Source organism: Longimicrobium sp., assembly GCA_036377595.1.
In the GTDB taxonomy this organism is placed as follows: Bacteria; Gemmatimonadota; Gemmatimonadetes; order Longimicrobiales; family Longimicrobiaceae; genus Longimicrobium.
Genome location: DASUYB010000104.1, coordinates 22,644 through 34,856 on the forward strand (window position 1 = coordinate 22,644; position 12,213 = coordinate 34,856).

A 12,213-nucleotide genomic window follows, 5' to 3' on the forward strand; every position below is an offset into this window, starting at 1 on the left:
GCGCTCACCAGGGCCAGAGCGCGGCCAGCCACCCCTGTGCCGCCGCCACCGCCACCAGACCGCCCGCCGCGGCGACGATCCCCACGCGCGTGGCGATGCGCCAGCGCCGCGCCTCGCGCTCGCGCTGGTCGTCGAGCGCGGCGGCGATGCGGCGCAGCAGGCTCACCGTCTCGGGATTCGCCGCCCCGCCCTCCACCACCCCCGGACGGTCGTGCACGACGGGCATGGGCGCCGGCGCCGCGGGGGCCAGCGCCCGCAGCCCCTCGCCCAGGCGCTGCACGAGCTGGTCGCCCACGCGCCCCCAGCTTTCCTGCGCGCGCCGCTCCATTCCCTCCAGCGATCCCACGGCGGCGCGCAGGGCGCCGTCGAGCTGGTCGATGGCCGGCTGCGCCACGGTGATGCCGGAGGTGAGCGCGTCGATCCGCTCCTGCACGGCCGCGGTCCCCTCCACCAGCACCCGCACGTTGGTGCGCACCTCGTCCGACGCCTCCTTCGACGCGGTGCCCAGCGCCAGCAGCCCCTCCAGCGCCTGGGTCAGCCGCTCGTTGGCGCGCTGCATCTCGCCCAGCGCGCCGCGCGACTCGCTCGCCCGCGCGCCCACCTGGTCGATCAGCGCCGTGTACTGCAGCGCGTTCCCGCGCACGGCGTCGGCCAGCTCGCCCACGTACTTCTCCACCTCCTGCAGCCGGGTGGAGGTGCGCTCGTACATCCCCTTTTCCTGCTGGGTCAGCGCCTGCACGATGCGGTCGTCGAGGGTGGAGATGGCCGACTTGAAGTCGCTCCCCAGCGTCTCCAGGCTGGCCTCGATCCCCAGCAGCGCGCCGTTGGACGACTTGAACTCGTCGGCGGTGCGCCGCAGCGCGTGCACGGCCGCCTGCAGCGTGTCGGTGGTCTGGGCGCTCTCGTCTCCGTAGATGTATTTGACGGATACGATCTCCAGCCGCTCCAGGAAGTGGCGGCGCCCCACGGCCATCCCGTGCCCGGCCAGTCCCACCGCGATGGCGCCGATCAGCGCCAGCGCGTTGCCGCCGAAGGCGTCGGCCACCTTCTGCAGCGGCGCCACCACGCTCCCGGTGTCGGTGCCCGCCGTGGAGAGCGCGGTGATCAGCTCGGGAAGCGCCGTCTTGACCCCCGCGAAGGTCCCCAGCACCGCCAGGAGCAGCAGGAGCGAGCTGGCGTAGCGCGCGAAGGAGCCGAAGCGGAGCGTGCGCTGCTGCGCGATCCCGCGCAGCTCCTCGGGCGACACGCCCGACGCGGCGGGGTTGCGCCGCGCCTGGATCACGTGCCAGACCCGGTCGTCCACCAGCGTCTCCACCGTCTGCTTCTCGTGCGGTATGGAGCGCTCGCCCGCGGCGAAGAGGCGGTCGCGCTCGGCGGGCACGGCGAAGACCAGCCCCAGCCCCTCGCGCCCGTGGCGGCGCACCCACTCCACGTCCTGCTCCTCGTCGCGCAGCCCGATGCGCGGCTCGTAGATCTCCTGCAGCACCAGGACGAGGGTCACCGCCACCAGCGCGATCCCCGCGATGACCAGCGCGGCCACGGTGTAGTTGGGGTCGTGCCCCAGCCCCACGATCTCGCCGAACCCGCGGCGGAGGGTGTCGGCGCGCACGGCGGCGGAGTCGGCGCCCGCGGCGGGCGCGCGCCCGCCCTGGCTGAGCAGCGTCACCACGAAGACGAGCGACAGCCCCAGGTAGGCGGCCACGCCCACGCCCCACCAGCGCAGCGCGATCCGGTCGCCGCGCTGCGGCAGGTCGAGCATCTCGGCACGCCGCACGGGTGCCGGTCCGCGCGATGCTGGGGGAGATGAAGCGGGGGGAGATGGAGACGCGCCCGTCGGGGCAGGTTCGGTGATGCTCACAGCTGCTTCGCCACGCCCTTCTCGATGAGCCGGCCGCGCCCGGCCGACTCGTTCCAGTCCACCAGGGCGGCCTTCGTGGTCCGGTAGCGCCGGTATGCGGCGCCGCCCTCGAAATCGAAGAATTCCTTCCAGCGGTCGAGCGCCATGTGGTCGATCTCGATGCTCTCGTTCAGCGACAGCCGCGCCGGGCGCCCGTCGCCGCCGCCCGCCAGCGTGGCAACCGCCTCGAGCGAGCGCGAGAGTACCAGCTGCCCGCCCTCCAGGTCCACGCCCCGGCCGCCCGGCTCCGTCCCGCCCAGGTCCACCATGTGCGTCCCGTAGTCGTAGTCCTCCATCGCCCCGGCGCCGCGGAGCGGCCGCTCCACCGGCCGCGGGGGAGACCCCCGGTCCCACTCGCGCTCGTTTCGCGGCGGTGCGGCGGCGCGGGCGTTCTCGGCCAGGTCGCGCACGTCCTCCTGCATGGCGCCGAGCAGCTGCCTCAGCTCCGCCGCCTCCTTCTCCACCGCCAGCAGCCGCCGCTCGAGCGCCGGCACCAGCGTGCGCGCCTGCGCCTCGTCGGGGTCCACCACCGTCCGCTGGTTGCGGGCGGGCTCGCGGTCCACCGGCGGCGGGGGGGGGATCGGCCGGCGGCGGATCACCAGCGCCAGCGCAAAGACGCCCGGCACCGCGGCCAGCACGATCAGGACGAGGACGAAGAGGCTCATGCGCGCTTCGAGAAGAAGGCGTCGAGGAGCCGGTCGAGCACCACCGAGCACTCCAGCACGAAGATGGAGCCGGCGAACTCGCCGTCGTGCTGCACCAGGTACTCCAGCCGGCTCTTGGCCAGGTCGCGGATCTCGGGCTCCACCTCGGCGAACACGCGGCGGTAGCGGTCGGGAAGCTCGCTCCACTGGCGCCCATGGCCGGCCACCTCGCGCGCCGCGTCGATCACCGCGCGGTGGAAGCGCTGCACCTCGAGCTCGCCGTCCTCCCACCTCGCCTCGCGCACGTACGCCGGCTTGATGCGCTCGCCCGCGCCGTAGCAGGCGGCGGGCGAATAGGTGCGCGCCGTGCCCTCGTCGCCCGTGCGCAGCTGCACCGCCTCGCCCACCACGGGGGTGGTGACGGCGCCCGCCTCGTTCAGCCCCGCGGGGTCCACCTTGGCGATCAGCCCCAGCGCCACCTCGAGCTTGGGGTTCTCGCTGGGCACCACGCCGGGACGCGGCGCGTCGGCCTTCACTCCGGCGCCGGCCGCCAGCACGCCGGCCAGCGCGCGGTGGAAGGGGTTCTCTCGCGGGGTCTTGAGATCGGTCAGCCATCCCAGGAAGCGGCTTCCGTTCCCCGCCACCACCACCGAGCGGGGAAGCCGGACGCCGCCGTCGCCCCCGGCCGCGGCCCCGCCGTCGGCCGCGTTCCCGTCGCGCTCCGCCATTCCCCGGAAGGTCAGGCCGGCGTAGTAGAAGAGCGCCGAGAAGAGGTAGAAGATCAGCGCCTGGAAGTCGTGGAACTCGCGGCGCGCCGCGAAGAGCGCCGCCTTCCCTTCCTGGAACCAGCGGGTGGTGACCAGATAGTTGAAGGCCAGGTGGATCTGCCGGTCGGCCAGGTAGGCGCGCAGCGCGTCGGCGTCCTGCGCGGGAAGGTTCCCCTCCTTGTTGGCCCAGTTGACGAACGCCTCGACGAACGGGTTGGTCTGCGCCTCGCGGGTGGCCGCGTTGCGCCGCGGCCCCGCCAGGTTGCGCCCGCCCAGGATCACCGAGTCGAGCAGGAGCACGCGCCCGCGGCCGTACACCGCGATGTCGGTGGTGCCGCCGCCCACGTCCAGGATCACCTTCTCGTCGCCCGCGGGCGAGACCACCGCGGTGTTGAAGAAGTAGCGCAGCACGCTGCGGCTCTCGTCCGTCCGCTCCTGCGCCGCGTCGGGTCGCACCCCCAGCTTCGAGAAGAGCCGCACGATGTTGTCCCACATCGACTCCAGCTGCGACACCTGGCTGGGGAGGAACGAGCGGGGATAGGCCCAGGTGAAGGTCACGCGCGCGGGCGACACGCCGTTCTGGATCGCGTTCGCCAGCACCGCCGCGACCAGGTGGCGCAGGAACGAGGCGGAGAGGAAGTACGCGTGCGGCGCGTCGGACCACTTCAGCTCGCCGGCGATGGCGTTGGACTCGTACTCGCGCACGTAGCCGCTGAACGGCACGTTCACCCGCCCACCCAGCGGCTCCTGCTCCAGGTGCAGCGTGGGCAGCGCCTTCAGGTGCACCACGGCGGTGCCGAAGGGGCGCCGCTCCACGGTGAAGGGGAAGTAGTACGCCTCCATCAGCTGCTGCGTCCCCGGCGCCGGCTCGGTCAGCGCCAGCGTGAGGCCGGAGATGGCGAACACCTCGCCCGCGGTCTCGTCGTTCTCGCGCAGCGACAGCACGGTGTTCGAGGTGCCGAAGTCGACGCCCACCTGCCACGAGGTCTGCGTGACGCCGGGGGTGGGCCGGTAGCGCGGCACCACCACGCCCAGCGAGAGCGCCTGCGCGCCCTCGCCGCTCATGGTGTTGAGGATCTCCAGCGCCTCGGGCGCCCGGTCGGCCGTGGCGATGTGCAGCAGGGGCAGCCGCGACACCACCTCGTTGGCCAGCGTCTGCCCGTCGAGCACCGGATCCACGCGGTAGAAGCGGGCCAGCTGCGTGCTGCTGTCGGCCCGGAACACCACGTAGTCGGTCCAGTCGGGGTGCCGGAACGACGGCCACAGCGCCAGCGCCGGCCCCGGCTCGCGGCGCACGTCGGCGTCGGTGTAGGCGCGGCGGATGGTGAGCGCGCGCGGCGACGACGGGTTGCCCACCTTCAGCCGCAGCGTCACCTCGATGCGGCCGCCGGGAAGAACCTCGATCGACAGCATGTCGTCGAGCTCTTCCGCCGTGAAGTAGCGGAAGAACTCGCGCCGCAGCGGCAGCGCCAGCCGGGGGAGCCCGAAGCGGGGGTCGTCGGCGGGGCCGTGCCAGCGGTAGCCGCGCAGCCCGTGCACGTTCTCCTGCTGCAGCGGCTCGTTCAGCAGCAGCAGCTGGTCGGTCAGCCAGTCCACCGCGGGGCTCACCCAGGGGTGGCTCATCCCCAGCCCGGGAAGGACCTCGCGGTCAAGCCCGCGCAGCGAGTCGGGAAGCGGCACCGGCGCGGCGCCGTCGAAGTAGACGCCGTCGAAGAGGCCGGGGTCGATCACCAGCGGCCGCTGCCGGGTGACCTTGCTCGACACCAGCTGCCAGGGGCTCTCCTCCAGCTCGCGCCCGCGCACCCGGCGGAAGAGGGTGACGCCCGCGAACGGCTGCTCGATGGGCTGCAGCCCCAGGTCGGCGGCGGCGGCGTGCCAGTCCCACGGCTGGTTGGGATCGGGCTCGGCCACCTGCGCCGCCCGCGTTCCCGCCGCGGCCTCGCAGCGCGCCACCTGCCCACGCAGCCAGGGAAGGAGGAGCGTCTGGACGGTGGTGGCCTCCACGTCGGGGCCGGGGGGGAGCGCGGCCAGCTGGGGGAGGAGGACCCGCGCCACGTACGCCTGGAAGCCGAACGAGCGCTCCACCAACTCGCGGCGCTTCTCGCCCTGCGCGTAGCGGAAGAGGCGGGGCGAGCCGGGGTTGGCGGCGTCCTCGGAGGTGAACACCAGGGTGTAGGGCGACGAGCCCACCACGGGGCGCTGCTGGTTGAGGACCGCCACCACCAGCGAGGCCATGGCCGGCTCGCCCGTGGGGCGGCGCGGGGCCAGCCGCACCAGCGCGTCGGAGAGCCCCTCCACCCGCTCCGAGCCCGACTGCGCGGCGAGGCGCGGCAGGTCGGCCATCGGCACGCGGCGGAAGTCGAGGGTCACGCCCTTCAGCGACTCCGACGACCAGAGCAGCTCCAGCGCGTCGAGGATCTCGTTCTCCACCAGCACCCGCGCCGGGTGGTCGGGGTCGCCCAGCGCGGCGCGGAAGAGGAGGAGGCGGGCCCAGGGGCTGGGGATGGACTGGATGCGCGTGCGCAGCTCGCCGGCGTCGTCGGCGGCGTACTCCAGCCGGGCCAGCTCGGCGGGCGAGGGGATGATGGTCCAGGCGCCTTCCTGCGCGACCTTGATGTTGGCGGCCGAGCGCAGGCGGGGCAGGAGGTTGCGGGGCATGCTGGTCTCTCTCCCGGTTCAGGCCGCTTCGTTGAAGCGCGCGTCCACGAAGCGTTCGCTCCCCTCGCGCAGCACCTCCAGGAACCCGCCGAACCCCGTGCGCCGCCGGTCGCGCGCCGCCAGGTTCCAGTGGCGGAAGATCTCGAAGTCGTCGTTCACGGGGGCGGTGCGCCCGCTCCCCCGGCGCCCGTCGATCACCTCGTCGAGGCGCACCGCGGTGGGCGGGCGGCTGTTGGTGCAGGCAAGCTGCAGCGCCGGGCGCGACCCGCGCATCTCCTCCAGCCAGTTCCAGGTCTGGAGATAGAACTCGCCCATCAGGTCCAGCGCGCGCGAGCCGGCCTGCAGCTCGGCCGAGCTCATCTTCAGCTCCTCCAGCCAGGTGGCGCCCTTCAGCAGCGGGGCCAGCCCGGCGCGCGGGCGCCCGTCGGGGCGGAACACGCGCAGGAAGGTGTGCGCCGCCACGATCCCCCCCATCAGCCGCCGCCGCGACGCCTCGTCCATCGGCAGGTCGGGCCAGGACACGTTCTGGCCGCGCACCGCGATGGTGCGGAACACGGGGAGCGCCTGCTCGGGCTTCTCGCCCCCGTGCGCGGCGAAGTCGAGCGCGGCCAGCGCGGCGAACAGCTCCACGTAGTGCGCGCGGTTGGCCTGGCGCTCGCCGCCCACCTCGTTGTGCTCCTGCTCGCGCGGCTCGCCGTCGCCCAGCACGTAGTAGCTGCCGTAGCCGGCCTGGTCCTGCGTGTAGGCGGGGATGGCCGCGGCCGCGTTCTGCGCGAACAGCGCCGTCTCGGGGCGGGGGCCGGCGTCGCCCTCGCGCCCCGCGGGCGCGGGAAGGGTGAAGTAGGGAAGGAGGATGGCGCCGCTCACCCGCCGCCGCGCCACGCCGGGGATCTCGGGGCGCCCCTCCATCCCCCGCAGCCCGTCGGTGAGCGCCCGTCCCACCACGGGGAAGGCCGCCGCGCCGGTGCCGCCGAAGATGGAGCCGGCGGCGAAGAACACCGAGTCGGCCTGCTGCTGCGCGTCGGTCAGCAGCTGCTCGAAGAACTGCTGGTCGCGCAGCCGGTTCATGAACACGGTGCCGATGGAGGGGACGCCGCGGAACCCCATCCCCAGGTCCATCTCCTGGAAGCGCGAGGCGAAGAGCAGGTCGAACAGGTGCCCGAGCGACGAGGTGCGCTGCCCGTGCAGGAGCGAGGCGTCCACGCGCGCGGCGAAGCGGGCGTCGGGGAGGTTGCGGTCGTCGGCGATGGGCGACCAGAGGAGGGAGCCGGGGATGGCGTCCACCACCTGGGTGCGGAAGTACCCCTCCGGGGTTCCCGCGCCCTTCAGCGCCGCCCACGCCTGCCGGTACAGGTCGATCAGGCGGCGGGTGCGGGTGACGGCGGCGTTGGCCTCGTCGGGGTCGATCAGCACCAGGCGCAGCTGCGCGGGGCCCAGCCCCAGCGCGCACAGGTGCAGCAGCGGCTCCACGGCGCGGATCCCGCTGCCGCCCAGCCCGAAGTACGTCAGCGTCCGCCCGGCCAGGCCGGGGGAAAGCAGCTCGGAGCTCATGGTTCGTCAGCCAGGGTTCAGCGCCAGCGGGGCACGGGGCAGCCGCGGTTGTGGAAGAAGCCGTTCCGCGCGGCCGGAAGGTAGCCCACGGAGCGGGTGAGGATCAGCGACACCACCGGGTACAGCACCAGCCCCCACAGCAGCCCGGCTACGCCGCGGTTGAGCGCCAGCCGGAAGGGAAGGTGCCGCGCGAAGGCGGTGGGATTGGTCTCGCACGAGCCGGCCAGCGCGTGCGTGGGCCACAGCCCGATCACCAGCCCGCCCAGCAGGCCGGCCAGCAGCACCGCGGCGATCCCCGTCCACCACCAGCGGCGCACGAAGCGGGGCCCCAGCGCGGTGGAGTTCCAGAGGTAGACCAGCACGACCAGCAGCAGCACCAGCCCCACCGTGGCCAGGCCGGCCGCCATGTAGGCGCTCGACACGCTGGAGGGGTCGTAGAAGCCGCCGGGGTCGATGGGGTCGCCGGGCGGCGGCGGCGGGCAGGGCGTCAGCGCCACGTTGTCGGGCGCCAGCCCCAGCAGGGTCTGCAGGAACACGGGCATTGCGGCGGTCTCGAATCGGGTTCAGTTGGCGACCACGTAGACGCGGGCGGCGGGCGGCACGCCGGGCTGTCCGCCCCGGGTGCGGAAGAGCTCGAACAGGCGGCCGAGCCCGTAGGTGCGCAGCGCGTCGCCCGCGTTCTCCGCGTCGAACTCGTCCAGCCAGCCCGGTACCCCGTTGGGGTAGAGTTCGATGCGGTACAGGTAGCGCGGCTGGTCGGCCCCGCGGGTCAGCGCCTCGAACGCCAGCGGCTCGCCGGGAACCTGCCGCAGCAGCCCGCCCTGCGCCGCGCTCGATCCCCAGTCGCGGCCCGCGCCGTCCAGTGGCTTGACGGAGAGATCGCTGCGCAGCCCCTGGCCGCGAAGCGCTGCGTTGGCCGCGACCCCCGCTGGCGAGGTGGTGTCCTTCAATGCCAGCCGGATCCGCAGGGGGCGGTTGCTGAACTGCGGACCGCGCGTGCGCAGGATCGGCGTGCCGTCGGCCGCGCGCGACCAGGCGCGCTCGAACTGCACGTCGCTCGCGGCGCCCTCGGCCGCGGCGACGGTGCCGGCCGACGGTACTGCGGGAACCGGCCACACAAACAGGTGCTGGAACCGGTCGCCCAGCACCGACGCGATGCGGGTCTGCTCCCCCGGAGCCACGAAAGCGAAGGCGTACAGCGGGCAGGTGCCGTGCTCACCGGCCTCCTCCGGGTTGTCCTCGTTTTCTTCCTCTTCGCCGTTGCCGGCGCGGCGGCACCCCGAGGGATCGTCGGGCACGGGGCGGAAGGGCGCCAGCGAAGCCGCCACCATGAAGGTGCCGCCGGAGCGGACCCATGTGTCGGCCAGCGTACGGATGCGCACGTACTGCTCGTTAGCCGCGTTGGGATTCGAGCGGCGACCGTCTCCCACGAGCACATGCGACTTTCCGAGCCCGATGTCGAGCGCAATCAAATCGAGCGCGCTCTCCAACTCGGTGTTGTTGTCCGAGTAGACGGTCCTGTCTCCGAGAGTTCCCAGCGACGGCGAGATCGACGTGATGCGGGTGCCGAATCCGAACGCCGAGTCGGGCTTTAGGCCAACTACCAGCCCGTCGATTACCGAGCGGTAGTCTGTGCGTACGCGGGTGTGATATTCGGGGTCGAGGAACCCGCGCATGCTTCCGCTGCGGTCGACGTACAGGATCACGGGCTTCGAACCCGCCTCTGCTGGCCACGCGTGCAGCGCTGGCGAGGTCGCCAGGGACTCCGCGACCGCCATGTCACCTGGCTCGGTACCCGTACGCGGCGGCTCGGCCCCATCACCGCACTTCGCACCGGCGAGCACGATCATCGCCAGGATCAGCGGCCAGACACTGCGAGCGGGTCGGTGAGACGGCACCATGTGGCGATACCTTGACGAAACGAACGTGCGGGGACAGGTCGGCAGGGAGATCGGCCGGGCTGACCGGAGACCGGCGTCCGTGACACTCTATGGACGCCCACTGGAGCGGGCAAGTTTATAAACAAAATGCGGGATCCTCCCGAGCCGCCGCGTCTCCCGATCCCGATGGAATCCGGCGGCGCGAGGAGGACAATTCGCCCAATCTATCCGACATGCACTTGCAGGCACAAGTTGCGCAACGGCACGACATCCCGGGTGTCCGCGATAGATCCTGGCCGACGTACGACCCGTTGCCGGCTACGGTTTCAGCGCTTCTTCGTCTTCGTTTGGACGGGCTGCATCCGAGCGTTTCGCAGTCCTCCCCGATCTCCCGCAGTCATAGCCCCGCCGACTCCGCGACGAGCGCGGCGATGGCGGACCAGTCGTGGTCGCCGCGGCCGGTGGCGACGCCCGACAGGAAGCGGTCGTGCAGCAGGCTGGCGGCGGGCATCGGCACCTCCGCGGCGTCCGCGGCGGCGAGCGCGAGCCGCACGTCCTTCAATCCGAGCGCCAGCTTGAACCCCGCGGGCTGGAACTTCTTCTCCGCGATCGCCTTCGCGTAGCCGGCGAAGATGGGAGAGGAGAAGAAGGTGCCGTTCAGCACCTCGAGGAACATGTCCTCGCCCACGCCGCTCTTGCGCGCCAGGGCGAAGGACTCGCCCAGCGTCTCGATCATCGACGCAATGATGAAGTTGCCGCACAGCTTCACCACGTTGGCGAGCGCCGGCTCGTCGCCGACCACGAAGGTGCGCTCGCCGATGGCGTCGAGCACCGGCCGCGCCCGCTCGATGGCATCCGCCGCGCCGGCGGCGACGATCTTGAGCTTCCGCGCCTCCGCCGCTTCCGGGCGGCCGAAGACAGGGGCGGCCACGTAGCCCTGCCGCTGCGAATCGTGCGCGTCGGCCAGCGTGCGCGAGAACGCCACGCCGATGGTGCTGCAGGAGACGTGGACGGCGCCCTGCGGCAGCGCCACGTAGATTCCCTCGTCGTCGAACACCGTAGCGGCCACCGCGCGGTTGTCGGCGAGCATGGTGACGGCGATCTCGGCGTCCCGCGCGGCCTCGGCCGGCGTCTCGACGACGCGGACGCCGTGCTCCGCCAGCGGCTCCGCCTTCTCGCGCGTGCGGTTCCACGCGGCGACGTCGTGCCCCGCCGCGGCCAGGTTGCGGGCCATCGGCAGCCCCATGTGCCCCGTCCCCAGGAACGCGATCTTCATCCCCCTCCTCCCGAAGTCCTGTTCGAACAGCTATCGTGTCGCACGCAGGTGCCGTTCCGGCCTGGCGACAAGATAGGATGTGTCGCAACGGAGGTCTTGACGGATCCGTTAGCGATCGCTAACATCTGATCATGCCGACTCCGCTGCCGTTCTACATCCGCGAAGACGATCCGCCGGCGAAGCGCGAGATCCTGCGCGCGGCCCTCTCTCTCTTCAGCGAGCGCGGGCTGGCGGCCACCAGCATCCGCGACATCGCGGGAGAGAGCGGCTACACCAACCCCGCGCTCTACCGCCATTTCGAGAGCAAGGACGCGCTGGCGCTGCACCTCTTCGAGACCTGCCACGCGCGCGTGTGGACCAGCCTGGCCGCCGCGCTGGATTCGGCGAGCGGGTTCGACGCGAAGCTGGACGCGTACGTCGGCTGCTGGCTGGGGCTGAGGGATGACGATCCCGCGGTGATGAACTTCCTGTCCGACAGCGCCCGCGTCCTCTGGCCCCGCGCGGGCGCCTCCGTCCGCTGGCGCACGGTGATCGGCCTCGTCCGCTCGCTGGTTCTCCAAGCGCCGGGGATAGCCGACGGGCTCGAAGCCGACGCCGCCGCGGCGACCGTGCAGGGTGCACTGTCCGAGCTGGGGCGGATGATCGAGGTGGGCGTGGTGCCCGGCCCGGCGCGCGCCTGGAGGGATCGGACCGTGGCGCTTCTCCGGAAGGCGCTCGGCTGATTTTTTCGTGTCCCCGGAGTTAGCAATTGCTAACGGAAGGAGATGTGCCGATGTTCGCGATCGATCACGCGGCGACCGCGCTGCTGCTGAAGCGCCGCTACCCGTCCGTCTCCATGCTTCCGCTTCTGCTCTCCGTGCAGGCGATGGAGCTCGCGTGGGTCGTGCTCAACTACCTGGGCGTCGAGCGCACGACGACGGAACCGAGCGTGCGCAGCGTGGCCGACATCCACCTGTCGTACATCCCCTGGTCCCACTCCGTGGCCACGGCGCTGGGCGCGGCGATCGTCGCGTGGCTCGCGCTGGAGTTCGGCTTCCGCAAGCCGCTGCTGGGCCGCGCGGTGGGGCTGGGGATCGCGTCGCACCTGGTGCTGGACCTGCTGACGCACGCGCACGACATCGCGCTGTGGCCGGGGCTGGCGGCGCCGAAGGTTGGGCTGGGGCTGTACGATTCCGCGCCGTTCCTCGCGTTCCTGGTGGAGATGGCGTACGGCGTCCTCTGCTGGCGCGTGTACCGCGGCGGCCGCGGGCTACTGGCGCTGGTGGTGATCGGCAACCTGGCGAACCTGTCGCTCCTCTCCGCCGCCGTGCCGGGGCCGGAGGCGCTCCTCGCCGGGCACCCGCTGACGGTGGTGACGCTGATCGCCGCGCAGATCGCCGTCACCCTCGTGCTGGTGGGGATTCTCTCCGGGCGCACGAAGGCGGAATCTCCGCCGTACGGCGCGCTCGCCGGGGCGACCTGAATAGCGAATCTGCAACGATCGCTCGGTGATCAGGCGATCTTGATTTCACACGGAGGAAACGGAGGGAACGGAGGAACT

Annotated in this window: 9 protein-coding genes; 2 read left to right on the plus strand and 7 right to left on the minus strand. The window is 72.3% G+C overall.

The window, feature by feature from the left end; all coding sequences use genetic code 11:
- Positions 1–4: 4 nt before the first annotated feature.
- The 7 genes from VF092_17130 to VF092_17160 form a co-directional block, all read right to left on the minus strand.
- Complete coding sequence (locus VF092_17130) at positions 5–1,774, minus strand: hypothetical protein (protein ID HEX6749025.1); 1,770 nt, start codon at positions 1,772–1,774, stop codon at positions 5–7.
- Between the two features lie 80 nt (positions 1,775–1,854).
- Positions 1,855–2,562, minus strand: coding sequence for a hypothetical protein (locus VF092_17135; GenBank protein HEX6749026.1), 708 nt, complete (start codon positions 2,560–2,562; stop codon positions 1,855–1,857).
- A complete protein-coding gene (locus tag VF092_17140; protein HEX6749027.1) occupies positions 2,559–5,966 on the minus strand; it encodes a hypothetical protein in 3,408 nt (1,135 codons plus the stop codon). The genes VF092_17135 and VF092_17140 overlap by 4 nt, the downstream gene beginning before the upstream one ends.
- Positions 5,967–5,984: 18 nt before the next feature.
- The gene (locus VF092_17145) at positions 5,985–7,517 is read right to left on the minus strand and encodes a hypothetical protein (GenBank protein ID HEX6749028.1); all 1,533 of its coding nucleotides are present in this window, start codon (positions 7,515–7,517) and stop codon (positions 5,985–5,987) included.
- Between the two features lie 17 nt (positions 7,518–7,534).
- Positions 7,535–8,059: a hypothetical protein gene (locus VF092_17150; protein ID HEX6749029.1), complete on the minus strand. Its 525-nt coding sequence runs from the start codon at positions 8,057–8,059 to the stop codon at positions 7,535–7,537.
- Positions 8,060–8,080: 21 nt separating this feature from the next.
- Positions 8,081–9,367, minus strand: a complete 1,287-nt coding sequence (locus tag VF092_17155; GenBank protein HEX6749030.1) for a hypothetical protein — start codon at positions 9,365–9,367, stop codon at positions 8,081–8,083.
- Positions 9,368–9,794: 427 nt separating this feature from the next.
- The gene (locus VF092_17160; GenBank protein HEX6749031.1) at positions 9,795–10,673 is read right to left on the minus strand and encodes an NAD(P)-dependent oxidoreductase; all 879 of its coding nucleotides are present in this window, start codon (positions 10,671–10,673) and stop codon (positions 9,795–9,797) included.
- A gap of 131 nt (positions 10,674–10,804) precedes the next feature.
- Between VF092_17160 and VF092_17165 the strand changes: the two genes are divergently transcribed.
- Both VF092_17165 and VF092_17170 read left to right on the plus strand, forming a co-directional pair.
- Entirely contained in the window at positions 10,805–11,395 is a 591-nt protein-coding gene (locus VF092_17165; GenBank protein ID HEX6749032.1) for a TetR/AcrR family transcriptional regulator, read from the plus strand.
- Between the two features lie 50 nt (positions 11,396–11,445).
- The gene (locus VF092_17170; GenBank protein HEX6749033.1) at positions 11,446–12,135 is read left to right on the plus strand and encodes a hypothetical protein; all 690 of its coding nucleotides are present in this window, start codon (positions 11,446–11,448) and stop codon (positions 12,133–12,135) included.
- Positions 12,136–12,213: the final 78 nt, after the last annotated feature.